The sequence below is a fragment of the Mesorhizobium sp. M0152 genome, assembly GCF_040322415.1.
Lineage (GTDB): Bacteria > Pseudomonadota > Alphaproteobacteria > Rhizobiales > Rhizobiaceae > Mesorhizobium.
In genome coordinates, this window is record NZ_JAMYTH010000007.1 from 84,020 (window position 1) to 109,700 (window position 25,681).

General features: G+C 64.2%; 17 protein-coding genes and 2 pseudogenes. 4 read left to right on the plus strand and 15 right to left on the minus strand.

Features of this window, described 5'->3' with window-relative positions; genetic code table 11:
- Position 1: 1 nt before the first annotated feature.
- The 8 genes from NKJ26_RS10070 to murA all read right to left on the minus strand — a co-directional run bounded on the left by NKJ26_RS10070 (position 2) and on the right by murA (position 9,719).
- Positions 2 to 991 (minus strand): serine hydrolase domain-containing protein, encoded by a 990-nt coding sequence (locus NKJ26_RS10070; RefSeq protein WP_352695133.1) that lies wholly within the window; start codon positions 989 to 991, stop codon positions 2 to 4.
- Between the two features lie 229 nt (positions 992 to 1,220).
- The gene (locus NKJ26_RS10075) at positions 1,221 to 2,969 is read right to left on the minus strand and encodes an ABC transporter ATP-binding protein (RefSeq protein WP_352695134.1); all 1,749 of its coding nucleotides are present in this window, start codon (positions 2,967 to 2,969) and stop codon (positions 1,221 to 1,223) included.
- The gene (locus NKJ26_RS10080; RefSeq protein ID WP_352695135.1) at positions 2,966 to 3,805 is read right to left on the minus strand and encodes an ABC transporter permease; all 840 of its coding nucleotides are present in this window, start codon (positions 3,803 to 3,805) and stop codon (positions 2,966 to 2,968) included. Before NKJ26_RS10080 ends, NKJ26_RS10075 begins: the two co-directional genes overlap by 4 nt.
- A complete protein-coding gene (locus tag NKJ26_RS10085) occupies positions 3,805 to 4,764 on the minus strand; it encodes an ABC transporter permease (RefSeq protein ID WP_352695136.1) in 960 nt (319 codons plus the stop codon). The genes NKJ26_RS10080 and NKJ26_RS10085 overlap by 1 nt, the downstream gene beginning before the upstream one ends.
- An 89-nt stretch (positions 4,765 to 4,853) precedes the next feature.
- Positions 4,854 to 6,371, minus strand: coding sequence for an ABC transporter substrate-binding protein (locus tag NKJ26_RS10090; RefSeq protein WP_352695137.1), 1,518 nt, complete (start codon positions 6,369 to 6,371; stop codon positions 4,854 to 4,856).
- A 122-nt stretch (positions 6,372 to 6,493) separates the two neighbouring features.
- Positions 6,494 to 7,417 carry an N-acetylmuramic acid 6-phosphate etherase gene (gene murQ, locus NKJ26_RS10095; RefSeq protein ID WP_352695138.1) on the minus strand — a complete coding sequence of 308 codons (924 nt, stop codon included), beginning with the start codon at positions 7,415 to 7,417 and terminating at the stop codon, positions 6,494 to 6,496.
- 164 nt (positions 7,418 to 7,581) lie between these two features.
- The gene (locus tag NKJ26_RS10100) at positions 7,582 to 8,466 is read right to left on the minus strand and encodes a glucosamine kinase nucleotide-binding domain-containing protein (RefSeq protein WP_352695139.1); all 885 of its coding nucleotides are present in this window, start codon (positions 8,464 to 8,466) and stop codon (positions 7,582 to 7,584) included.
- A complete protein-coding gene (gene murA / locus NKJ26_RS10105) occupies positions 8,463 to 9,719 on the minus strand; it encodes a UDP-N-acetylglucosamine 1-carboxyvinyltransferase (RefSeq protein WP_352695140.1) in 1,257 nt (418 codons plus the stop codon). The genes NKJ26_RS10100 and murA overlap by 4 nt, the downstream gene beginning before the upstream one ends.
- Positions 9,720 to 9,821: 102 nt before the next feature.
- On the opposite strand from murA, the gene NKJ26_RS10110 reads away from it, so the two are divergent.
- Complete coding sequence (locus NKJ26_RS10110; RefSeq protein WP_352695141.1) at positions 9,822 to 10,682, plus strand: MurR/RpiR family transcriptional regulator; 861 nt, start codon at positions 9,822 to 9,824, stop codon at positions 10,680 to 10,682.
- 15 nt (positions 10,683 to 10,697) lie between these two features.
- Here NKJ26_RS10110 and fhuB read toward each other — a convergent pair whose 3' ends face one another.
- The 7 genes and pseudogenes from fhuB to NKJ26_RS10145 all read right to left on the minus strand — a co-directional run bounded on the left by fhuB (position 10,698) and on the right by NKJ26_RS10145 (position 21,678).
- Complete coding sequence (gene fhuB, locus NKJ26_RS10115) at positions 10,698 to 12,683, minus strand: Fe(3+)-hydroxamate ABC transporter permease FhuB (RefSeq protein ID WP_352695142.1); 1,986 nt, start codon at positions 12,681 to 12,683, stop codon at positions 10,698 to 10,700.
- Positions 12,684 to 12,689: 6 nt separating this feature from the next.
- Positions 12,690 to 13,565 carry an ABC transporter substrate-binding protein gene (locus tag NKJ26_RS10120; RefSeq protein ID WP_502903101.1) on the minus strand — a complete coding sequence of 292 codons (876 nt, stop codon included), beginning with the start codon at positions 13,563 to 13,565 and terminating at the stop codon, positions 12,690 to 12,692.
- Positions 13,566 to 13,587: 22 nt separating this feature from the next.
- A pseudogene (locus NKJ26_RS10125) lies at positions 13,588 to 15,751 on the minus strand (TonB-dependent siderophore receptor).
- A 154-nt stretch (positions 15,752 to 15,905) separates the two neighbouring features.
- Positions 15,906 to 16,790, minus strand: a complete 885-nt coding sequence (locus tag NKJ26_RS10130) for a helix-turn-helix domain-containing protein (RefSeq protein ID WP_352695144.1) — start codon at positions 16,788 to 16,790, stop codon at positions 15,906 to 15,908.
- Between the two features lie 169 nt (positions 16,791 to 16,959).
- A complete protein-coding gene (locus NKJ26_RS10135) occupies positions 16,960 to 18,315 on the minus strand; it encodes a glutamine synthetase family protein (protein ID WP_352598889.1) in 1,356 nt (451 codons plus the stop codon).
- Between the two features lie 405 nt (positions 18,316 to 18,720).
- Entirely contained in the window at positions 18,721 to 19,419 is a 699-nt protein-coding gene (locus NKJ26_RS10140) for a GntR family transcriptional regulator (RefSeq protein WP_352695145.1), read from the minus strand.
- Between the two features lie 147 nt (positions 19,420 to 19,566).
- Positions 19,567 to 21,678 (minus strand): N,N-dimethylformamidase beta subunit family domain-containing protein, encoded by a 2,112-nt coding sequence (locus tag NKJ26_RS10145; protein WP_352695146.1) that lies wholly within the window; start codon positions 21,676 to 21,678, stop codon positions 19,567 to 19,569.
- Between the two features lie 354 nt (positions 21,679 to 22,032).
- Between NKJ26_RS10145 and ftsZ the strand changes: the two genes are divergently transcribed.
- The 3 genes and pseudogenes from ftsZ to NKJ26_RS10160 form a co-directional block, all read left to right on the plus strand.
- Complete coding sequence (gene ftsZ / locus NKJ26_RS10150) at positions 22,033 to 23,067, plus strand: cell division protein FtsZ (RefSeq protein ID WP_352598881.1); 1,035 nt, start codon at positions 22,033 to 22,035, stop codon at positions 23,065 to 23,067.
- A gap of 209 nt (positions 23,068 to 23,276) precedes the next feature.
- On the plus strand, positions 23,277 to 24,320 hold the full coding sequence (locus NKJ26_RS10155; RefSeq protein WP_352695147.1) for a substrate-binding domain-containing protein: 1,044 nt from the start codon (positions 23,277 to 23,279) through the stop codon (positions 24,318 to 24,320).
- A 162-nt stretch (positions 24,321 to 24,482) separates the two neighbouring features.
- A pseudogene (locus NKJ26_RS10160) lies at positions 24,483 to 25,325 on the plus strand (ABC transporter substrate-binding protein); the annotation flags it as partial.
- Positions 25,326 to 25,681: the final 356 nt, after the last annotated feature.

The window sequence follows — 25,681 nt, forward strand, 5'->3', positions numbered from 1 at the left end:
ACTAGTCCCCGTTAATGAGATCGCCGACCGCCTGCCGAAGCGAAACGATTCCGCTGTCGAAATGACGTGTCGGATGGATCCGGTTGGTGAGCAAGGTCCACGCCTTGCCGCTGTCGAAGTCGATCCACAGCCCCGTACCGGTAAAGCCGGTGTGGCCTATCGTTCCCGGGCTGCACAAAGCGCCGCCAGACCAGCCGTCATAGGGACGCTCCCAACCATGGGTGCGGGTGGCGGACAAGGGCTGCCGCATCAGCGCGATCGAACGTTCGGGTGCGCCGGTCAGCAGTCCTTGGGCGAAATCGAGCACCGAGGCCGCCGTACCGAACAGGCCGGCATGCCCGGCGCCCTGCAACGCCGCGCAATTGTCGTCGTGCACTTCACCCGAGAGCACGCGATGGCGCCAGGTGCAGTCTTCCGTTGCAGCGGCGGTATCCGGTTCGGCGGACCACGCAAAGCCCGGGCCGGGCTCCATGTCGCGGATCGTCTTTCCCGACAGCCGCTCCAGCGCGAAACCGAGGAGGATGAAGTTGATATCGGAATAGACCGGGTCACGTGCCCGCCATTCGCGCTGCAGGATGAAGGCGCGCAGCAGTTCGGGATCGCGACCGTAAGTGTAGATCGGCTCGACCGCCGGGAACGGCGTCTGGTGGCCGAGGCATTGGCGGAACGTCACCTTCCGTTCCCAGGCCCCTGCATCATACTGGCGAAGGTCTGGGAGCACCGAGATCAGCGGCGCATCGAGATCGATGACGCCGTCTTGCGCCAGAGCCAGGATGCGCGGCGTGGTGAAGATGACCTTGGTCAGCGATGCCAAGTCGAACCAGGTCTCCTCGCGCATCGGTCGCTGCTGCGGCACGAGCTGCGCGGAGCCGATCGCCCTGGTGATGCGGCCGCCGTTGCGGTCGACGATGCCGAGCACGCCGCCGGGAATGCGCTTGGCGGCTACTGCTGCTGCCAATGGCTGGAATGCGCGATCGAAGAGCTCCGTCAATGCGAGCCTCCGTCTGAAAGGCAGCGATCCGTCGCGCCCCCCTCTGTCCTGCCGGACATCTCCCCCACGAGGGGGGAGATTGGATGTGGCCACCGCTTTCGCCAATCTCCTGCGTTGGAAGGTGGGCGGAAAGCCGAAGCTGCCGATCTCCCCCCATGTGGGGGAGATGCCCGGCAGGGCAGAGGGGGGCGCTGTCCCGCCGACCTCACACATCCAAAGGCACAACCCATCACGCCTCCACCCTCGCTATATGATCCCCACCAAACCGCTCCCACCTGGCCTCCGCCGGCTCAAATCCCTGCGGGCGCACCAGCGAGGGCACCTGGCGTGTGTCGATCTCGAAACGCTCGTTCCGCCGGTCGATGGTCGGAACGGCTGATATGAGCTTTTTCGTATAGGAATGTTTCGGCTTCGACAGCACCGAGGCCGCGTCGCCGATCTCGACGATCTGGCCGGCATAGATGACGGCGATGCGGTGGGCGATCCGCTCGACCACAGCCATATCGTGCGAGATGAACAGATAGGCCAGCCCGAACTCGCGTTGCAGGTCGACCAGCAGCTCCAGCACCTTGGCTTGAACCGAGACATCCAGCGCCGACACCGCTTCATCGAGAACGACCACGGAAGGGTTCAGCATCAGCGCGCGGGCAATGCACAGCCTTTGCCGCTGGCCTCCGGAGAACTCGTGCGGATAGCGCTCCAGGCTGTTCTTGGGCAGGCCGACGCGTTCCAGCAGGCTCGCCATCCTGCTCCGCGTCTCGGCATTCACCCGGCCGCTGGTGGCGATCACCGGCTCGGCCAGGATGCTCTCTATGGTGAGCCTTGGGTTGAGCGAGGCGTAGGGGTTCTGGAACACCATCTGGACGGGCTTGGCGCTTTGCTGCGCGGAAGCCTTGCGGGCACCGATCGAGAAGCTGCCACGCGTCGACCGCACCAGCCCGAGCACCGCGCGCGCGGTGGTCGATTTGCCCGAGCCGCTCTCGCCGACGATAGCCAGCGTCTCGCCCGGCATCAGGTCGAAGTCGATGCCATCGACGGCATGCACCGCGCCCGTGGCCCGGCTGAAGAAATTGCTCTTGAGGGGAAACCGCACCACCAGCCCGTTGACCTCCAGGGCCGGTTCCGTGCCTGCGCCCTCGTCGCGCCGCCCGTCCGAACGCGTCGCGCGGCCGTTGGCGAAATGCGGCACGTCGTGCAGCAGATGCCGCGTATAGGGATGCTGCGGCTTGTCGAGGATCTGGTTCAGTTCGCCTTGCTCCACCGCCTGCCCGTTCTGCATCACCATCACCTTGTCGGCGATGCCGGCAACCAGGCCGATATCGTGGGTGATGAAGATCATCGACATGCCGGTTTCCCGCTTCAACTCGGCAAGCAGCGCCATGATCTGCGCCTGCACCGTCACGTCGAGCGCCGTGGTCGGCTCGTCGGCGATGAGCAGGCGTGGATTGCAGGCGAGCGCAATCGCGATCATCACCCTTTGCAGCATGCCGCCCGACAGCTGGTTGGGCGTGTATTTCAGCCGCCGCGCCGCATCGGGAATGCGCACGCGGTCGAGCGCATCCTTGGCCGCCGCCGTGGCTTGCCGGCCGGACAAGCCGCGATGCAGGCGAAACGATTCCTCGATTTGCGAACCGATGGTCAGCACCGGATTGAGCGATGTCATCGGCTCCTGGAAGATCATGCCGATCTCGGCGCCGCGAATGCCGGTCAGTTGCGGCTCGGTCGCGGTCATCAGGTCGAAAAGGCTGCCGTCGGCCCGTTTCAGCTTCATCGAGCCGCCGGTGATGCGGCCGCCGCCGAAATCGATGAGCCGATTGATCGACAATGCGGTGACGGACTTGCCCGAACCGCTCTCGCCGACGATCGCCAGCGTCTCGCCGTCCGCCACCTCGAAGCTGACACCACGCACCACTTCATTGGTTTGCGGAGTGCGACCGAAGCCGACGCGCAGATCGCGGACGGACAGCAGCGGGGTCATGCCGGCGCCGTCCGCATCCTCGGATCGAGGATATCGCGCAAGGCGTCGCCAAGCAGGTTGAAGCCGAGGATGCTGATCATGATCGTCAGCCCCGGGAAGATCATCAGCCAGGGCGCCGTCTCCATCAAATTGCGGCTGTCGCTTAGCATCAGGCCGAGCGAGGCGGCGGGCGGCTGCGTGCCCAGGCCGAGGAAACTCAAGCCAGCCTCGGTCAGCAGTGCCCAGGCCAGCGCCAGCGTCACCTGGACGGTCAAGGGCGCGACCAGATTGAGCAGCAAATGCCGCGTGACGATGTAGCTCGAGCTGCTTCCGAAAGTACGCGCGGCGTCGACGAACTCGCGTGTCTTGAGCGACAAAGCAGGGCCGCGCACCACGCGCGTGAAGATCGGCGTGTAGACGATGCCGATGGCAACGACGCTGGTCCATGTGCCCGGTCCGGCAACGGTGACGATGAGCAGCGCCAAAAGGATGGCAGGAAAAGCCAGCAGCACATCCATGATCCGCATAACGACGCCGTCCCAGCGGCGCCCGAGCCAGGCGGCGGTCAGCCCCAGCACGGTGCCGGCAAGCGCGGCGAAGGCGACCGAGAAGAAGGCGACGGTGAAGGACTGACCGATGCCGGCCATCAACCGGCTGGCGACGTCGCGGCCGAACAGGTCGGTGCCCATCCAATAGGCACCGTTGGGTGCGTGCAGCCGGTCGATCCGGTATTGCGTGATGGGATTGTGCGGCGTCAGCCCGAGCAGGCCGAGGATGGCGATGATGACATAGACGCCGACGATGACGCCGCCAATGCGGCCGCTGCCGTGTCCGAAGATGGCGCGCAGGACGCGCATCACTGCTCTCCCAGCCGGATGCGCGGATCGAGGGCGACATAGGCGAGATCGACCAGGAGGTTGACGATCATGAAATTGAAGGCGACGAACAGCACGCTTCCCTGCACCAGCGCGTAGTCGCGCTGCTGGATCGCGTCGAGCACCATGCGGCCAAGACCGGGCAGCGCATAGATCTGCTCGACGATGACGGCGCCGCCGAGGAGATAGCCGAATTCGATGCCGCTCAGCGTCACCACCGGGATCAGCGCATTGGGCAAGGCGTGCCGCCAGATGACGCTGCGCGCCGAGGCGCCCTTGCTGCGCGCGGTCCGCACATAGTCGTCGCTCAACACCTCGAGCATGGCCGAGCGCGAGATGCGGGTGACGGAAGCCGCGAAGGCGAAGCCGAGCGTGATGGCGGGCAGGATCAGCTGGCTGAGGTTGCGCAGCGGGTTCTGCCAAAGCGGCGCGAATTCGCCCATCGCCGGCAGCACACCGAAGCCGGCCGACAGCGTGTAGATGATCAGCAGGCCAAGCACGAAGCTCGGCGTCGACTGGCCGATCATGGCGACGACGCGCACCCCGAGATCGGATAGTTTTTCGTTGTGCGTGGCGGCAAAAATCCCGGCTGGCATGCCGACCAGGAGCGCGATGATCATCGACAGGATTGCCAGTTCGAGCGTCAGCGGAAAGCGCTCGAGGATGACGTCCAGCACCGGCCGGCCATAGGTGACGGAGATCCCGAAATTGCCGTGCAGAATGCCTCCTATCCACCGCCAGTACTGGACGAACCAGGGCTGGTCGATGCCGAAATAGGCGGCGAGCGAGTCACGCTGTGTCGGCGTCAGCAGGCCGGCTTCGGTGCCCAGCATCGCGGTGATCGAATCGCCCGGCACCATCCGGATCGCCACGAACACCAGGATGGACACGCCAAGCAGGACGAGAGGAAATGCCGCCAGCCGTCGCATCAGATAGTTCACGCGAAGAAGTCCTCTCGTCTAGAGCATGCCGGAAAGTGTGAAGCGGTTTTCGGACGACACCATGCTCTATCGCTTTGATCTAGAGGCGGCTACTGCTGGATGGTAACCTTGCTCAGGCTGAACAGCGTGCCCGTCGGCGTCGGCACGAACCCGGCAATGTTCTTCTGCTGGGCCGTGTAGCTGTAGGAGGTGTAGAGCCAGATCCACGGCGACACTTCGGCGAGGTGCTTCTCGAACTCGGCGAAGATCGCCTTGCGCGCCGCCGGGTCCGTCTCGGCGCGGCCCTTCTGCATCAGGCTGTCGAGCGTGTCGTCGATGTAGTTCGCCACCTTCTGCAGATTGCCTGATTTGGTCCAATAGCGGTTGTACATGGTGTAAGGGTCGGCACGGCCGCCATTGAGCGCGATCGCCATGTCGAAATCGCCCTTCAGCCAGGCGTCGACATAGACGTTGAGCTCCATCATCTTGATGTCGAGCTTGACCCCGATTTCAGCCAGTTGCGACTGGATGACCTGGGCCTCCGCCGCCGCTGTCGGCGGCTCGCCGGTGGCGCCGATCACGGTCGCCGAAAAGCCATCGGCAAAGCCGGCCTCCGTCATCAGCTTCTTGGCCTTGTCGACATCGCGCTTGTAGCAGAACAGCTGGCTCGCATCGGTTGCCAGAGCAGGGATAGTCAGCGGTCCGGTGACCTTGCCTTCGCCGAGCGAAGCGGTGTCCAGCACCTCCTGCCGGTCGATGGCGCAGGAGATCGCCTGTCGCACCTTCAGCTCGGTCATCGGCTTGCGCGACGGGTTGAGCTGCAGCACGTGATAGGCCAGCACCGGCACGCGGTTCAGTTGCAGGCTGGCTTCCCTCGGCACCAGCGTGGCGACGAGCGGGTCGTTGAGCAGCGCGAAATCGATCTGCCTGGTGCGCATGGCGGCCAGGATCGCCGCTTCGTCCGGCAGCACGCTGATCTCGATGCCGTCGACGCCGGTAGCACCTCCGGCCCAATCCTTGTTGGCGCTCAGAACCTCCTTGGCGTTGGGGTCCCACTTGTCGAGCTTGAACGGGCCGGAGCCGACCGCCTTGGTGCCGATCGAGCCGGAGGTGATTTCGCTTGCCGGAACGATCGCCGCGTTGACGTCGCTCATCGCCGTCAGGATCGGTGCATCGGGCTGCGACAGATGAAACACCACGGTTGCCGCGTCCGGCGTGTCGATGCTGGCGATCGACAGGAAGTTGGCGCGGGCCGCGGCGCCCGTCTTCTCATCAAGTATGCGCTCGAACGATGCCTTGACGTCGGCCGGGGTGACGGCAGTGCCGTCCTGGAATTTCGCCTTGGGATCGAGCTTAAAGGTCAGCTCCTTGCCGTCCTTGGAGAACTCCCAGGACGTGGCGATGGCGGGAATGATCTGCAGGCTGGCATCGACCCGCACCAGCGGCTCATAGATCAGCTCCAGGAGCCGCAGCGAGGAAAAGGCAGTCTGCTTGTGCGGATCAAGTCCCGTCGCGTCCTGCGACCAGGCCATGTGCAGCGTCGCAGCTTGCGTCGAAACGGTGGCGATGCCGAGCATTGCCGCCAGCGTGATGCCTGACAGGAGTGTTCTTGTGAGGTGCCGTGCCATTTCTCTCTCCCATTATGATTGAACTTGCCTTGCAGTTTCCGCGGGCCCTTCCAAGGCACACATGCTTTGGAGTATCGGCCCAGCCTATGCGGCTTCACGCCGTCGTAGCCCACGCGGCGTCTTCACGCCATCGCGTCGCTGATTGCCTTTCGCAGGAAGCCTCCAGCCTTGGCGAGCGCAGCGCGCGCCTCCTCGACGCCCATGCCGGTGATGGTCACCAGGATCGCCAGCTTCACGTCATTGCCTGTCTGGCCGAGCGCCTGCCTGGCCCGCGGCGCCGTGCAACCGGTCGTCTGCATGACGATCCTGATCGCTCTGGCGACCAGCTTCTTGTTGGACGGGTTGAGGTCGACCATCAGGTTCTGGTAGCTCTTGCCGATGCGGATCATGCTGGCTGTGGTCAGCATGTTGAGCACCAGCTTCTGCGCGGTTCCCGATTTCAGCCGCGTCGAGCCGGTCAGCACCTCCGGCCCGACAAGCGGCGAGATGGCAATGTCGGCGACGCCGGCTATGGTCGATGCCGGATTGCAGGACAGGGCCACCGTCGTCGCGCCCACCTGTCTGGCATAGTTCAATCCGCCGATGACATAGGGCGTGCGCCCGCTGACCGCGATGCCGACCACCACGTCGTCTGGGGTCAGCCCGATCTCCCGCAGCGCCTGGGCGCCCATTTTCGGATCGTCCTCGACGCCTTCCAGGGATCGCACAAGGGCGTCGGGACCACCGGCGATCAGGCCGACGACCATGCCTTCGGGCACGCCGAAAGTGGGCGGGCATTCCGAAGCGTCGAGAACGCCAAGCCGGCCGCTGGTGCCGGCGCCCATGTAGATCAGCCGCGCGCCTTTCTGGAAGGCGAGCACGATCCGGTCGACCGCGGCCGCGATGTCCGGCAGCACCTTTTCGACGGCCGCCGGGACCACCCGGTCCTCGTCATTGATCTTGCGCAGGACGTCGATGGTCGGCAGCAGGTCAATGTCCATGGTCCGCGGATTCCGGCCTTCGGAAACCAGCCGGTCCAGCTCGGACATCAAACCTTGCTCGCTCATCCCAATGCTTTCAAATCAGGTCGCTCAGCCGGTAACGAGAGCGGTTCCTCGACGGCGCCAGTGCACGCGTACTTCTACCGTTGCCGCCACCCCGTTTCGTTAACGTCTTAGAATTCCATATTCGTTACGTCAACGGAAGGATGGAATAAATTATTCCTCCCTTGCTAACGCTTGTCGAGCGACCTGCGGGCAAGAATGATCGTCCCGGAAACCGCATCGCCATCGGCGGGCTTCAGGCGACGTCGGACATCGGGGGAAAGCCAAGGTTTGAGCGGGCTGGCGAGCCCGCCCAGCAAGGTCACGCGCGGCGCGCCCTTTTCGAACAGAACCCGCACCAGCGCGTCGATCTGCTCGGCCGCGCTTTGCACGATGCGCCGTCCGACAGGATCGCCCTGGTCGGCATGGCGCATCACCATCGGCGCCAGGGCCGCATAGTCGGTGGCGCTGGCGCGGTCCATCCAGGCGACGGCTTGCATCGGGTCGTTCTCGAAACGCTGCATGACCTCCGTCAACAATGCCGTCCGCTCATGCCGCCCGTCATGGGCGCGCAACGCCAGTTGCACGGCCTTCAAGCCAAGATCGGCGCCGCTGCCCTCGTCGGAGATCGGAAAGCCATAGCCGCCGGCGCGCAGGTCGCGCCCCTCGACGAAGCCGAGGCCGATCGAACCCGTGCCGGCAATGACGATGCCGCCATCCCGACCCGAATGCGCGCCAAGGCAGGCGCCGACGCCGTCGCTGACGAAGTCGATGCTGGCAAAGGGATGTGCGATCGCCCGCAACGCCTCCAGCGCGCCCTTGCGGCCAATGCCGGCAAGGCCGATGCCGGCGTGGGTCCGGGCGGTCTCGACCGCGCCGAACCCTGCCTCCTCGATCGCCGCGCCAAAGGCCTTCGCAACGGACGCCCAGGCGGCCTCGATGCCGAGCCGGGTCGTTGCCGGGCCTGACAGGCCCTGTCCCAGCACGGTTCCGTCCGCATCCTCGATGCGGGCCCGGCATCCGGTGCCGCCGCCGTCGACGCCGAGAAAATAGTCGGAGCGGCCGTTGCTCATGCGCTCAGCCGCTCGATGTCGGCGCCGCACAGGCGGAGCTTGCGGTCCAGTTGCTCGTAGCCGCGGTCGAGATGATAGACGCGGTTGATGATGGTCTCGCCCTCGGCGACCAGCGCCGCCAGCACCAGCGACACCGAGGCGCGCAGGTCGGTGGCCATCACCTGCGCGCCGTGCAGCTTCCCGCCACCGCGCACCAGCGCCGTGGTGCCTTGCAGCTTGATGTTGGCGCCGAGCCGCATCAGTTCGGGAACATGCATGAAGCGGTTCTCGAAGATGGTTTCGCGCAGCAGCGACGCGCCCTGCGCGCAACACATCAGCGCCATGAACTGCGCCTGGAGGTCGGTTGGAAAGCCCGGATAGGGTTCCGTCGTGACGTCGACGGCCTTGAGCGGCCGCTCGCGCGAGACGATGAGCCCGCGGTCGCCTGGCCAGACGCTGACGCCGGTGGCCTCAAGCAATTGCACCACCGAGGCCATGTGCTCGAGCCGGGCATGCGTCAGTTCCAGTTGGCCGCCGGTGATCGCCGCGGCGATGGCGTAGGTGCCGGCCTCGATGCGATCCGGGATGATGTCGTGCGTGGCCGCGCACCAGTCCGTGTCGCCGGCGATCAGGATGCGATGCGTGCCGGCGCCCTCGATGCGGGCGCCCATGGCACTGAGGCAAGCGGCGAGGTCGGCCACTTCGGGCTCGCGCGCCGCGTTGAGGATTTCGGTTTCGCCCTTGGCCGTCGTGGCCGCCATCATGGCGGTTTCCGTCGCCCCGACCGATGGAGAACTCAGAACGATGCGGGTGCCGGTCAGTCCGTTCGGTGCTGATGCGACGATCGAGCCGTTTTCGATGGCGATCTCGGCGCCCAATGCTGCGAGAGCCGCCACATGCATGTCGACCGGACGCGCGCCAATCGCGCAGCCGCCTGGCAGCGAGACCCGCGCATGGCCGAACCGGGCGAGCAGCGGCGCCAGCACGAGCACCGTCGCGCGCATTTTCCGCACCGTGTCGTAGGACGTCTCCTTGGAAACGGCCGCACGGGTGTCGATCGTGGCGGCATGGGCCGATCGCGTCACTGCGGCGCCGTGAAGCCGCACCACGCCCAGCATGTTTTCGACATCCGTCACATCGGGCAGGTTCGTCAGTTCGAGCGGGTAGGGGCTGAGCAGGGCGGCCGCTATCTGCGGCAAGGCGGCGTTCTTGGCGCCGGATATGGTGACCGCGCCTTCCAATCTCTGCCCGCCGAAGATCCGCAACCTGTCCATGCGCTGAAACCTTGGTGATGAGGTCGAGAATTAATTGTGCGTTCTTGGCTGTCAATCGGAATTGGAATATTTTATTCCTTGGCTCGAAAGCGAGGGAATCCCGTGTCCGTTCTGAACAGGATCAATGCGAAGCTTGACGGCATGGCGCCTGGTGATCGGCAGATCGGCCAGTACATCGTCGACAATCCCGACCAGATGCTGCGCCTTTCGACGGCTGCATTGGCGGCCGAGATCGGGCGCAGCCAGTCGAGCGTCGTCAAGTTCAGCCAGAAGCTTGGCTATGCCAGCTATCAGGAACTCAAGCTCGCCATCAGCGACGCCAAGGCGCGGGAATGGCATGCGCCGGCCGGCGTGATCCACGGGTCGATCGAGGTCGGCGACAACCATCAGGTCATCCTGAAGAAGCTGATCGGCAGCAAGCTCCTGTCGATACAACGGACCGTCGCCGCCAACAGCGATCGGATCATCTCCAGGACGCTGGAACTGCTGGATGGCGCGCGCCGCATCCATCTGGTCGGCGTCGGCGCGTCCTCGCTGGTGGCGCGCGATTTCTCCTACAAGCTGATGAAACTCGGCCGTAATGTGCTGCATGACAGCGACAGCCATATACAGTTGGCCAATGCCTCGACGCTCGGGCCCGATGACGTCCTCTTCGCGCTCTCCTATTCCGGCGCCAGCATCGAAACCTTGCGCATCGCCGAGCTTGCCAGCAAGCGCGGCACGATGGTGATCGCCGTCACCGGCCTGCATGACAATCCGCTGGGCCGCGTCGCGGATATCCTCCTCTACACCATCGCCGATGAAGAGCGCGCGCGCTCGTCGTCCATAACCGCGCGCGACGCGCAGCTGGCGTTGACCGATCTGCTGTTCATCCTGCTGGTGCAGAGGCAGCCGGATGCCAACGAGTATGTCCACAACAGCGAAGCGGCGGTCTCGGTGCTGAAGGCCGAGCGGCCGTCGTAGCATGCCCGGACCGCGTCAGCCTTGGCGCGGCACGCCCCTGGCAAGCAAATAGACAAGATACGGCCCGCCAAGCAGCGAGGCGAACAGGCCGGCCGGAAGTTCGTATGGAAAGGCCACCATGCGCGACAACCAGTCCGATACGATCATCAGCAGCGTGCCGAGTAGCATTGCCGCTGCAAGATGGACATTTGCACGGGAGAAGCCGACGAACCGGGCAAGGTGCGGCGCGATCAATCCAACAAAGCTCAGCGGCCCGACGACCATGGCGGCCAGCGCGGTCAGGAGCGCAGCGACAACGATCAGCATCAGCCGGCCGCCGGCAAGCGGAACGCCCAGCCCGCGCGCGCTGTCGGGCCCAAGCGGCAGGATGTCGAGCCAGCGCGCGGCAAGGAATAGCGGCAGCGTCAGCGGCAGCAGGCAGGCCAGTATTATCCATGCGTCGAGGGCGGTCGCCTGGCCGGTCGAGCCGCTCAGCCAGCGCAGCAGCACATAGGACTGCGCATTGCCCATCGCGATCGTCGCGGTAATCGCAGCACTACACAGCGCGCTCATGGCGATGCCGGCAAGCAGCAGCCGCTCGGTGCCGAACTTTGCCCGCGCGGCGATGGCCAGCATGGCGATCAATGCCGCGAGTGCGCCAAGGCCGGATCCGGCGAGTTGCCAGCCGAGCCCGGCAGTGGCGTTGACCATCAGCACGGCGGTCAGGCCGGCACCGGCGCCAGTGCCGACACCCAGCACTTCGGGGCTTGCCAATGGATTGCCGGTGACCCGTTGGATAACGACGCCTGCCGCCGCAAGCATGGCTCCGGCGGCGGCCGCCACGCCGATCCGTGGCGCGCGCCAGGCGGCGAGGTCGGTCAGCATATCGCCGCTGGCAATCGACCAGCCCACCGGGCCGCGCCCGACAATGAGCGCCACGGCAGCGCCGGCAAGCGTCAGCGCAAGCAGGAGCAGGATGATCAGCCATGGCCGCTTGGCCTTGCGCGGTGCGGCACCGATGGAGCCGAGATGCGGCCATTCCAACATGCGCAGCCGTGGCAACAACCAGAGCAGCAGGGGACCGCCCAGAAGTGCCGTGCCGGCACCGGTCGGAATGCGTTCGCCACCGGACCCGGCAGCCAGTTGCACCAATCCGTCCGTCAGCCACAGCAGCAAGGCGCCGATCAGCGGCGCAGCGATCAGCTTCTGCCGCAAGGTGCGTGCGCCTGAGAGCGTGGCCAGTGCTGGCGCCGCAAGGCCGACGAAACCGATCACTCCGACTTGCGCCGCGACGGTGGTCGCCATCCACACCGCAAGCGCGATGATAAGGAAGCGGCTGCTGTGACGGGCGACGCCGAGGCCGCGCGCCGAGGCGTCGTCGAGGCCAAGGATTGTCAGAGGCCGCAGCAGCGTCAGCGCCGCGACAGCGCCGGCCGCCAGCCTGACCATTAGCGCGATGGCCGGCCCCCAATCCTGCTGGACCAGCGATCCGCCGCCCCAGATGAACAGCGAGAACAGATAATCGCCGTTGGCGAGGATCAGGGCGGCGCTGACGGAACTGGCGGTCAGCGCCACCATCATTCCGGCAAGCACGACCGAGACCGGCTCCAGCCCGCGCCGCCAGGTCAATGCCAGCACCAGCAGCACCGCGGCGATGCCACCGGCAAAGGCGACCAACCCCTGCGACCGCTCCATCAGCAACGGGGCGTAGAGCGAGGCGATTGTCATGGCCAACTGCGCGCCGGCCGAAATGCCGAGCGTCGACGGCTCGGCCAACGGGTTGCGCAGCACATGTTGCAGCAGCAGGCCGGAGAGGCCGAGCACAGCGCCCGCCAGTACCGCCACCGCGGCGCGCGGCAGTGTGCTGTAGAGCAGGATGACACGGTCGAGATCGACGCCGTCGCCCGGCAGCGCGGCCGGCCACTGCATGCCGACGCGCCATGCGAGCAGGAATGAGGCCACCATTGCGAGGAGGCCCCACAAGGCGATCGGCGACAGTGCGATGGTAGCGCGATGGGTCATCGCGGCTTAGCCATGGCCCTGCACGGCAAGCGCCGCCGTCGCCAAGCGTGCGAAGCGGCGTGCCGACGGCAGGCAGCCGAAATGGTTGATCGGTTCCAGCACCGCAACGCGCCCCTGGCTGACAGCCGGCAGGGCGTTCCACAAGGCATTTGTCGGAAGCGAACGCCCGACTTCTGCCGGCAGCGGCGAGACGATCAGGATCGACGCATCGGGCACACGCGCCAGGGCCTCCAGCCCGACCGGGGCTGCAGCGCTGTAGCTTGTCTCGTCGGTCCAGGCATTGGCGAGGCCGAGACGGATCAGCACATCGCCGAACATGGCATCGCGGCCGAAGGCGCGGAAATGCCTGGAGTCGCCGAGGCTGATGACGAAGACCGGCCGCCCCGACGATGGCAAGGCAGTGCTAAGCCGCGCGATTTCATCGGCCGCTTCATCGACGCAACGCTTCGCTTCGGCCTGTCGTCCGAGCTTTTCGCCCAGTGCCAGCGTTGATGCCTCGGCGAGCGCATAGGGCGGCACCCCGGCCTCGTAAACCGCTTGCGCAAACACCGGCGCGATACGTTCGAGCATCGAACGCTGATATTCGTAGAAATTGGAGATGACGATCAGATCCGGAGCGATGATACGCAGCAGTTCGTAGTTGGGCGCGCCGCGCAGCCCGAGGTCGGTCACCGGCTGGGGAACGGCCGGCTCCGCCGCCAGTTTGCGGAACTGGATGAGTTCGGTCGCCGCCACCGGCTCGATGCCGAGCGCCAGCAAGGTCTCCAGCATGCCCCAGTCGATCGCGGCAACGCGCATCGGCGCTGCGTTGGCTGCAATCGGCGGTAGCAGAGCCGCGGCCGCCAGCGCAAGCACCTGCCGTCGGTTGGGCGGATGGATCATCGCTGGCGGGTTTGGCAACGGACTACCAACTTGTGTGCGCCTTCAGCTTGAACGAACGGCCTTCGCCGTAGCTGCACGTCAGCGTCGTCTGGCAACTCGACACATAGGTCTTGTCGAAGAGGTTGGTGATGTTCAAATCGACGCCCCAGCTCTCTTTCTCGTAGCCGAGCTTCAGGTCGGCCAGAGCGACGGCCGGAACCTTCGCCGTGTTCTCGTTGTCGGCCCATGAGGAGCCGATATAGCGAACGCCGCCGCCGATCGAGATCCCGTCATACCAGTCGCCACGCAACGTGTAGTCGACCGAGGCAGAGGCCATCACTTCGGGGACGATGAAGGGCGTCTTGCCGATAAGCGCCGGATTGGCGTCCTTGGTGATATCGATGTCGTAGGCTGTGAATGCACCTGTGACCCGGAAATCATCGGTCAGGTTTACCTTGCCTTCGAGTTCAATGCCGCGCGAACGCACCTCACCGGTCTGCATCTGTGTGAAGAGAGTGACGTTCGAAGGCACATTCTGACGGGTCAGGTCGAACAGCGACAGGGTGAACAGGCCGTCGACAAAGGTCGGCACGTATTTCGCCGACCTCGTATTGCGTGCCCTCTTCGGGCTTGAACAGATTGCCCATGGCGTCGGTGCCGATGATCGGATTGAAGAAGGTGGCGATGCTGGCGTAGGGGGTTACGCCGTTGGCGAATTCATAGGCCAGGCCGGCACGGCCGGAGAAATCGCCGACCGTGCTGCTCTGCGTGCTGGAGCTCGCCGAATAATATGTGGGGCCGTTATCGGCACCGAGCCAGCCACGGTCATAGCGGCCGTTCAACGTCACCAGCCAGCCATCGCCGAAACGCAACTGGTCCTGTGCATAGAAGCCAAGCTGCTTCTGTGTCAGATTCTGGTTGAGGTAGCTGACGCGTGGGGTCAGCGGCGAGCCGTATGCCGGGTGGAAGGCGTCAATGGGATTGTCATAGGTGGGATCGTAGAGGCCTGAGGACTGGACCTGGTCGATGTTGTAATATTTGAAGTCGAGACCGGCCAGGATCGTATGTTCGACCGGACCGGTCACCACCTTGCCCTCGATCTGGTTGTCGGCAAGAAACGTCTTCGCCTGCGTGTCATGGTCGAAATTTATGCGCGCCAGATCGGTAGGCCCTCCGGTGAGTGACCAGCCGTTCGGATAGACGCTGACCTCATCGATGTCGGCGGCGGTGAAGCGGGCGTTGGAGCGCACCGTCCAGTCATTGTCGAAAGTGTGCTCGAACTCGTAGCCGACCGAGCCCTGTTCGCGCTTGTAGAGATCGATGCTGGGTTCGGTGAAGTTCGCATCGGGGTCGATGCGGCCGTAGTTCACACCGCCGACAATCCGATCGACGACGGTTCCTTCGTAGGGCAGGAAGCTGCCACCATTGTGGTTCTCGTCGATGTGGCTGTAATTGGCCAGAATGGTTAGCGTGGTTGCTTCGTCCGGCTTCCAGGTGATGCTTGGCGAGATGAAGCCGCGCCAGCCATTTTGCAGGTCGCTATAGGTGTCGCCGCCGGCGACCTTGCCTGTCATCCGATAACTGACCGCGCCACTGTTGGCGACGTCGCCAATGTCGAAGCCGAGATATACATTGCCGGCATCGTTGACGCCGGTTTCGACATAGCGCTTGCGTTCGAAGTCCGGCCGTCTGCTGACATAGTTGACCAGGCCGCCGGGATTGCTGCCGCCATAGAGCACCGAGGCCGGGCCCTTCAGCACTTCGATGCGCTCCAGCCCGAAGCTGTCAACGTAGAAGCCGCCGAAGCCGTAGCTGAACAGCTGCAGCCCATCCATGTAGGTGCCGGTGGCTGTCGCCTGGAAGCCGCGGATGAAAAGCCAGTTGGTGTCGCTGTCCGGGCCGAAGGGCTGTGCGAAGACGCCGGCCGTGTAGCGCAGTGCCTCGTCCGCCTTCTGCGCACCCTGGTCATCGATCTCTTGCCGACCGACCACCGAGACGGATTGGGGGATATCCTTGATTTCGGTGGCCGTCTTGGAGCCGGTCCTGGTCTTCTTGGCGACGACGCCGTCGACCGGCCCGGTCGCGCCGTCTCCCGATTCACCCTCGACCACCACCGGTTCCAGCTGAGTGCTGGTTTGCTGCGCGAATGCGGCCGTTGGCGGGATCATCGCGGCCGCGGCGACACCGGCTGCCAGAAGCGACTTCATCCGGTAAGTTCTGCTCATACGAAAAGTCCCCGACTGTCGACATTGAGATACTTGATCGCTTATCTCAACTTATCTGCGGGTCATTGGATGGATTTGGGCGGCTTGTTCATTCTTGTCCAAACAGGGGACATCACCGCGCCATGTTGCGGAAATGTCACTGACGACGGGCGCTCCTCATCCACGCGCCCGGCGTCAGTCCGACCACCGACTTGAACACGCGCGTCAGATGCGCCTGGTCGAAAAAACCGGTCGCCTCGGCGATGTCGCCAAGCGAGCCGGTGTCATGGGCCATCATTGTCTTCACCTTGCCGACCCGCGCCTGCATCTGCCAGCGATGCGGCGGCAGGCCAGTTGCTGCCTTGAAGGCATGGCTGATGGCGGTTTCGGACAGGCCGGTAAGCGCGGCAAGATCGGCAAGGCGGATCCTGTCCAGGCAATGCGCGTCTATGTACTCGGTGACGAGACGCAGCTTGCGCCGCGACAGCGGTGACCGACGCCTGACGGCACTCGGCGGATCGATCTGGAAAAGGCTTGCGAACAAGGCATCGAGCAGGCCTTCGCCATAGAGATCATGCAGCGGCCGATCATTGTCGCATTCGGCGGCGATGAGGCCTGCGAGCATGGCGATGCGGTCGTCGCGAAACTGGAAGCGCGAGATCTGCAAGGCTTCGCGATCGAGGCTGCGGCCGAAGCGGCGCGTCAGCGTCGCCGCGTCGAAATGCAGGTCGAGATGCCGGATCCGGCGCAGCCCCTCGACCCGGCCGCGGATCGGCACTCCGGCCGGTATGTAGGCCATGGAAAATGCCTGGTCGTGACGGCGCTGTCCGCCCTCGACGCCGTCGACCAAGAAAGCGCCGCCGCCGTCGACATCGAGCGCGACAAACAGCCGGGGGTCGGGAGAAATGTAATGACCCTCGGCCCCATCGCCGCATGAAACATCCCAGAGGTCGGCGACCACGCCGTCCCAGACGTGCCATTTCAGGTCGCCAATGACCGAAAAGCCCTCGATGCGGCTCTCCATGCGTGGAATGAAGGTCAAGTCCTGGTTTCCTATATCGGGAACGAGTCACTCTTGAGTATACATGATAAAAATAATCATATTTATGATCGGTCGGCGTCGCAAGCCCCGATCGTTTTGTACCGTCTCCAAATTCTCTGGATCTGCGCCAAGGCTCCTCGGCAGCGAGAGCATCAGGGCGCCGTCGGACCTACACGCTCTCGAGATAGGTCTCGATCTCGAAATCGCTGACATTGAGGGCGAACGTGTTCAGTTCCTGGCGTTTGCAGGCGATGAAGGAGTCGCGCAGGATCGCTGGAAAGATCTCCGCCACATGCGCCCCGCTTTCAAAGGCGGCAATGGCGGAGGCCCAGTCCGGCGGCAGCTTTGCAGGCGGAAGTCCCTGGCCATCGCTGCCGGTCGGATCGCCGGGCGATAGCTGTCTTTCAATGCCTATCAGTGCTGCGCCCAATATTGCCGCAAGCACCAGATAGGGATTGGCGTCCGCTCCCGATACGCGATGCTCGATGCGGCGCGCGCCGGTCGGGCCGCCGGGAATACGGATCGCGACCATGCGGTTCTCGTAACCCCAGGCGACCGCGGTCGGCGCGTAGGATCTCGGACGAAGCCTGCGGTACGAATTGAAGTGTGGTGCGAACACCAGCGTGCTCTCGGCCATCGCCGCGAGCAGGCCGCCGACCGCATGACGCATGATCTCCGAACCCTGATCCGTGCCGTCGTCGAAGATGTTGCGTCCTTCGGCGTCGAGCAGGCTGAAATGAACGTGAAAGCCGTTGCCGGCGCGGTCGCCATAGGGTTTGGCCATGAAGCAGGCGGCAAAGCCGTGCTTGCGGGCAATACCCTTCACCGTGCGCTTGAAGAGCACCGCATCGTCGGCCGCCCGCAAGGCGTCCGCGACGTGGTTCAGGTTGATCTCGAACTGGCCGACGCCATTTTCGGCGATGGCGGTATCGACGGGAATGCCTTGGGCCCGGCAGGCTTCGTAGACGTCATGGATGAAGGCTTCGAAATCGTCGATCTCGTCGATCGACAACGCCGCATCGGAATCGAGACGGCGACCGGTTACCGGCGAGACGGGCCCGACCGGTCGCTGCGACTGCGGATCGACCAGATAGAATTCGAGTTCGGTGGCAGCGACCGGGGTCAGCCCCAGCGCCTTGTAGCGGTCGAGGATACGGGCCAGCGCGCGGCGTGGATCGCCCAGATAGGGTGCGCCGGCTTCGTCGGCGAGCCAAAGCGGGACGAGCGCCGTCGGATGCGCCGTCCACACCACCGGCAGGATGCCGCGCCCCGTCCATTGGCAAAGCCCGTCGGCATCGCCGGTCGAAAAGACCAGCGTATTGCCTTCGATATCCTCGCCCCAGACATCGAGGCCGATCAGCGAATAGGGCATGCGCAGCTTGCCTTCCAGCGCCTTGCGTGCCTGCTCGACCGGAATGCGCTTGCCGCGCATGATGCCGTTGAGGTCGCACACCGCCGCCCTCAGGCTCTGGATTTCGCTTCTGCTGTCGAGCCAGCTCAAAACGTCCGCAATTGCATCGCTCAATTTCTAACCTCTGGTTTCGAAGGCGCCTCAACCGACTGGCTGTGCTATCCCTGGTAAAAAATGCTTGTTAGTTTCGGAACCCGTATCTGACCGCAGCCGGAACGTTTTTCCTATTTTTTCAAGCCATTAACTGGGATGTCGGGAGGCATTTCAAAACCAATTTCGCGATCTGCGATCGCAACATAGAGGTAAGAAGCCGGAAAGCCAAGGCTATTTCGAGCCGTGACGTCGGACCCGCCTCGGCCTTGAGCCGGATGCCTGAGTTCCCGGGTGCAGAAGCTTTGACGGGCCGGTTGTGCTTGCATTGGCGGACCGCTTGCCTCGGCGACTGGCTGCGAGATCGATCGTCGTCTCCGCGGCGTCGCTTTGCTCCTGCTCCGCCCAGCGATGACGACGTTGGTGATCCTAGTTTCTCGCTTCCGGAAATCTGGCGTGCCGCAGGATATGCGCCGCACCCTCGTCGATGTCGCGAACGATTGCCGCGCGGGCGCGCTCTCCGTCCTGGGCCTCGATCGCGGCGACGACCTCTTCGTGGTAATCGATGTCGAGGATCGAGGCGAGATCGTCCTCGAAACCCATGGCGAGGTTTCGCAGAAATGGGCCGACCTGCATCCACACCGTCTCGATCAGGAAGATCATCTGCTCGTTGCCGCAATGGCGATAGATCGAGAATTTGAAGTGGTAGTTCTTCCTCAGATAGTCGTCTATGTCGCCCTTGCGGGCCGCCATGGTCAGCTCGGTGCAGTGGCGTCGGATCGTCCGCAGGTTGTTGCCGTTGATGAGGTTTGTCGCAAGCGCCGTCGCCGAGCCTTCGAGGATCGTGCGCACCGTGGTCAACTGCGAGAACCGTTCCGCCGATATCACCGGCACCTCGACGCTGCCGTTCGGCATTGGGCTTAGCGCGCGCAGCGCCTGCAGGCGCATGAAGGCGCTGCGCACCGGCATGTCGCTGGTCCCGAGCTCACTGGCGAGTTTCCGCGAGGTCAATTTCTGGCCTGGCGTGAACTGGCCGGACATCAGCGCCCGTACAAGCTCCAGATAGACTTTCTCATGCAGCGGCACGGTGTCGACGGCGGTCAAGCCGAATTGTGTTCTGTCGGCCATTGGCGGGCGCGCTACTTCATTCGTTCTGAAATCTACCTTGGCGACATTCGTCGCGGGTAATCTTGGTTGGCCAACACGGCGGGACGCCGAAGTCGATTTATGAAGCACATGATAGACGCTTCGATCGTTGCGCTGCAACCCAGCCCGTCACCGGAAGGGGTCGCCTGTGGCGAGGCCATTGGCGCTGGCGCTCTGTCGCAGTCGATCCGGTGCTGGCTGGTTCTCTGCCGCCGCCAGGCGTGTCAGCAAATTCAAGGTGATCCTGCCGACATCGTTCATCGCATCGCCGGTCGGCAAGGCGCCGCACCAGGCGACTGAACTCGCGCAGAAGATCAAACCGCCTGACGGAAGATGGCGCAGCGCCATCTCCGCGCAGCGGCGTGCAGCATATTCGCTCACTCCGCCTTCGTACCAGCGCGTCGCATCATGGACGAAGCTGTCCGGAAAGCCGGTTGCACGCGCAATGACTATCGTATCGGGCGATGTGCCAAGATGCGGATCCGTGGCGTCGACCTCGTAGCCGGCTGCTCCGCCCAGCACGATGCCCTCGTCGCCGAAGGTCTCGTTGTCGACGCCCTCGAACAGCCAGGCGGCCGGCGGTTCGTGGCTTTGCGGCGTCCGCGTGAAAGGGCGGGCGCCGTCGAACCCCATCAGCGAGATGGCGACGCCGGTCAGCGAGAATTCGCCGCGCCCGCTGGCGCGAAGATAGCCTCCCGGCTCGTTGGTGATCGACAGCGATTGTTCGGCGACCGGTCCATCCCAGGTGCGGCCCGCCTCGAGCGGCGATCGGCGCAGTTCCATCAGATCGTCCTGGAACGCGACCTTGCCGGCAAAACCATTGCCGCCGAGATAGGCGATGCTGCCGCCATCTGCGGCGAACCGGCGCAACGCATGTTCCATCTCGACCGACATGTATTCGGGATGGCTGCCGGTGACGACAGCCCGGTAGTCCCGCAGGCCCGCGAGGCCGCGCTCATGCAGGTCATGATCTGTGATGAGATCGAAGGCGATGCCGTTGTCGTGGCAGAAGCGCAGCAGGTGCAGGTCGACGGGCAGGTTGTGCGGGCATCCGCAAAGCGGATAATTGTAGTCGTCGCGCAGCGTCGCCTTGGGCTTCCTGTAGGAACAGATCGACACGCCGCTGAGGTCGCTATGATAATCATAGAGCGATTTCAGCTTGTTATCGATCGCGAAGCGATGGCCGCGATCGTCGCACCGCCATTCATAGAGATGCGCCGGCAGGAATTCGTCCGCGTAGGCGAGATAGGTTGCCGTCGGCACCAGGAACAACAGCGGCGCCTTGCGAGCCGACGAGGTGATGAAGAAGACGATGCGCTCCGATCCGCCATCATGGCCGATCTCGAAGGCATAGACGCCGGCGGGCGCCTCGGCAGGCACATGAAGATGATACGAGGCCGGCCACTGCAACGGTCCCATGTCGTCGTCATGGCAATGCACCGCGTCGTAGTGGGATGGCGTCAGCCGGGGATCGAAACTGGACCCGTCCCAGCGCCGCGAGGTCATGCAGAATGCCGGTTGGTTGACCGTTTCCAGCAAGAGAACGTCGTGCCCGCCCGTCGAGGCGAGCGGCTCGCTCGGCAGCAATGTGGGAAAGGTCCAGGCGACGCGTCCGGTCGTGGTTTGCAGGGAGATCGCCGAGAACTTGGCGTTCAGGGATCTGACGTCGTTTGCCGCGCTCGCGCCGAACAGCAGGTCGCCAGACGGAGGCCGCCACGGCAGAGCGAATTGACGATGCAGGCGAAACGGCGCCAGCAGGTCGTCCGAGCTGATCTGGAGGACTGTCCCGCCGTCATCGGAAGAAATCTCGACGGCCAGCCAAGTGCTTGTCGGCAGCCTTTCGCCGGTTGGAAGCGCTTCGCCGTCGCGGCTGACGGTCAGTCGTTCATCGTGCAGCTGAAGCTGCAACGAATCGCTCTCGAAGAGCACGCGGACACCATCATTGCGGGTCAGAAACACTTCGAAGGCGACGCCGCTGATTTCACCGGCCTTGGCGAGTTCCGGCGCGGCGATCTTCAGGAAGGAGCCATGATCGAAATCGCGATGCGAGGGGGCATTTCCGGTTGGCTCGATGTGCCAATCCATCAACCCGGCCGAGGGCGTGTCGAGCCGCACGATCGCCACATTACGGACCTGCTGCGACGAAGAGAGGTGGAGGGCGACGGACGTTCCGGCCGGCGCGTGCCAGGGCACCGTGTATCCTGAAACGGCCATGGCGCCATGATCGACTGGACGTTTCATCTCGATGGAACTCCGCGCCGCGACACCGGCCGGCGCAATCTTCTGGACGGCAAGTTCGTCAATTCCCTCGTGCCCCTGTTTTTCCTTCACACTACGGGAGGATCCAGCGTTTTGCGACCGCCCCCATCCAGTCGGATCGCGCGCCATGGCGAGGTCTGGACGAGGCGGCGGCACGGGGCGGCCTCTTCATCACAATTCTTGACCGTTCCCGCACTTGCACCTCTGGCCGCTCTCTGGCTTTTTGAGGTACCCATCCGAACGGACTGATTCGCGTCACGCCGCTCGATTGCAATGTCCCCAGGGCAGTTGTGGGTGGGTCGTGAAGCGCGCGCAATTGACGAAGGAGAAAACGGCATGGCGGAGTTCAAGAAGCCCGAGATCTCCGAGATGAGACCGAAGATCACCGTCGTCGGCGTGGGCGGCGGCGGCGGCAACGCGATCAACAACATGATCGCGGAACGGCTGGAAGGCACCGAGTTCATTGCCGCCAACACCGATGCCCAGGCGCTGACCATGTCCAAGGCGACCAGGCTGATCCAGCTTGGCGCCCACGTGACCGAAGGCCTGGGTGCCGGGTCGCTGCCCGAGATCGGCCGCGCCGCGGCCGAGGAATCGCTCGACGAGATCATGGATCATCTGGCCGGAACGCATATGTGTTTCGTCACCGCCGGAATGGGCGGCGGCACGGGAACCGGCGCTGCGCCGGTCATCGCCCAGGCTGCCCGCAAGGCGGGCATCCTGACTGTGGGCGTCGTCACCAAGCCTTTCACCTTCGAGGGCCGGCGCCGCATGCAGATGGCCGAGGAGGGCATCGAGCGGCTGCGCGAAAGCGCCGACACGGTGATCGTGATCCCCAACCAGAACCTGTTCAGGATCGCCGACGCCAAGACCACCTTCGCCGATGCCTTCGTCATTGCCGACCGTGTGCTCTATGCCGGCGTCAGTTGCATCACCGATCTGATCGTCAAGGAAGGCCTGATCAATCTCGACTTCGCCGACGTCAAATCGGTCATGCGAGGCATGGGCCGCGCAATGATGGGAACCGGCGAGGCGTCCGGCGACGGCCGCGCGATGAAGGCGGCGGAAGCCGCGATCGCCAATCCGTTGCTCGATGAGATGTCGATGAAGGGCGCCAAGGGCGTCCTGGTCTCGATATCGGGCGGCAGGGACATGACCCTGTTCGAGGTCGATGAGGCCGCCACCCGCATTCGCGAGGAGGTCTACGAGGATGCCGATATCATCGTCGGCGCGATCTTCGACAAGAGCATGGAGGGTCGCTTCAGGGTTTCCGTGGTGGCGACCGGTCTCGACCGTGCGCTCGGCGCGGGCGACGCCGATGGCATCGCTCACGACCATTCCATGCCGTCCGCCGCCCGGACGTTGCAGTAGGATCTTCCCAATACCGCATTGATCCGGCCCGTGATTTTCGGGCTGGTTGCCTGAGAGATACCTCAGGGGCGCTGGATCCTCATGCGTCAGATACCGTCAGCATTAGGAGCGAATTCAAGCACGCGTTCATGCCATGAACGAAATTTAAAACGTTTGCATTTTCGCGAAAGCTGATTACAAACGTTTCAAATTCATTCAGCGGAGGAATGATGACGACCCGCGTCATCACGCTCAAGGAGCTTGCGGCAAATCTCGACCTGTCGATCACGACGGTCTCACGGGCGCTTGCCGGCCATGAGCAGATCGCTCTCAAGACCCGTGAACGTGTCGCCAGGGCGGCTCGCCAGGCCGGCTACGTGCCCAACACGGCGGCGCGCACGCTGGTCTCCGGCCGCAGCGGTTTCGTCGGCCTGGTGCTGCCGATACGCGGCCCCAACCTGGTCGATTCCTTTCTCGGTGAGTTCGTTACCGGGCTCGGCGAAGGGCTGGTGTCACATGGCGCCGACCTTATCCTTGCCACCGCCGCGCTTGGCCATTCCGAGCTGTCGGTGCTGCGCCATGTCGTCGAATCCGGACGCGCCGATGGCGTCGTCGTCACGCGTATAGCCGAGACCGATGAGCGCCTCGCCTATCTCAACAGGCGCGGATTTCCGTTCGTCGCGCACGGCCGGCTACTCGACGCCGACTTCGACTACAACTGGCTCGACACCGATGGCGCACACGCCTTCGGCGAGGCTTTCGACATGCTCTACGATCTTGGACACCGCCATTTCGGCCTGATGACGATCTCGGAACCGATGACCTTTCGCCATCTGCGGCAGGACGGTCTCGCTGCGGCCATCGCCCGGCGCGGCGATCCATCGGTGCGGCTCGACGTGGTGACGGCGCCGCGCTTCGACCAGGAGGCGCGCATCGAAGCCGTCAACAGGATGCTGCAAGGGCCCGACAGGCCGACGGCGGTCGTCGCCCTGTTCGACGAACTGGCGCTGACCGTGATGGAGGAGGCCGCCCGCGCCGGCCTGACCGTGCCGCGCGATCTCTCCGTCATCGGTTTCGACAACATCGCCGCATCGGCCTATGCGCCGCCGGGCCTCACCACTTTCGATGCCTCTATCCGCCAGTGCGCGCGCGAGATCGCCGACATGCTGCTCACAATCATCGCCGACCGGCCCGTGACACCGCTGACGCGGCTGGTCCGGCCGACACTCGTTGCCCGGGCAAGCCATGGACCCGCACCGCAGGCAAGCAACTGACGCCGCAGCGACGGCGCCTATCCAGGGAGGAAGACCATGATGAAAGCGTTGAAGACACTGGCTGGCGTTGTGCTGGCCCTGTCGGTCGCCACCGGCAGCGCGCGGACCCAGCAGGTATTGTTCTGGTCGACGCAGGCGCGCCCGGTCGAGGAAACGCAGAAGATGCGCGAGGAGGTGCTGAAGGGGTTTGATGGCGCGGTCGACTATCAAGTCGCCGAGGCCGGCCCCTGGCTTACCCGCTTGCAGGCCGAGCTGCAGGCCGGCTCGGGCACGATCGGCGTGCTTGGTGGCCTGCATGGCGACTTCTCCAGCATCGGCGCGAACCTTGTCGATCTGTCCGGCGTCGATGTCGGCGGCGTCAAGGTCAACGATGCGTACAAGAAGCTTGGCATGCTCGGCACTGGCGAGCAGAAATACATACCATGGATGCAGGCCACCTACCTGATGGCGGCAAACAAGCAGGCGCTGCAATATCTGCCGGCCGGCGTCGATCTCAACACCATCACCTATGACCAGCTGATCGAATGGTCGAAGAATATCGCCGAAAAGACCGGCTCGCCGAAATTCGGCTTTCCCGCCGGTCCCAAAGGGCTGAAGCATCGCTTCTTCGAGGGCTTCCTTTATCCCTCCTACACCGGTTCGATGGTCACGAAGTTCCGCTCGCCTGAAGCCGAGACGGCGTGGAACAAGTTCAAGGAGCTTTGGCAGTACACCAACCCGAACTCGACCAACTACGCGTTCATGCAGGAGCCGCTCTTGACCGGTGAAGTCTGGGTGGCGTTCGATCACGTGGCGCGGCTCGCCGACGCCTTCAACAAGAAGCCGGACGATTTCGTCGCTTTCCCGGCGCCGGCCGGTCCAGCCGGTCGTGGCTTCATGCCCGTGGTGGCCGGCGTCGCCATTCCGAAGACCTCGCCTGATATCGACAAGGCCAAGGCGGTGGTCGCCTACATGCTGAAGCCCGAGACCCAGATCGCCGCATTGAAGGCGACCAATTTCTTCCCCGTCGTCGACGTCAAGCTGCCCGACGACATGCCGGCCTCGGTCAAGGCCTTCGGCCCGGCGATCGCCACCATGACCGGCGCTCCCGACGCGCTGCCGGCGCTGCTGCCGATGGGGCTCGGCGACCTCGACGGCAAATTCAACCAGATCTACACCGACAGTTTCGAGCGCATCGTTCTCGGCGGCGAGGACGTGCATGGCGTGCTTGGCGAAGAGGCGACGGCGCTCAAGGCGATCATCGACCAGGCGAAGGCGCCGTGCTGGGCACCCGACAAACCATCCCAGGGCGCTTGCCGGGTTAACTCGGCCCCCACCGGCAACCCCCCCTTGGGGGCCCCGGGTGTTTTTTGGGCGCGGGG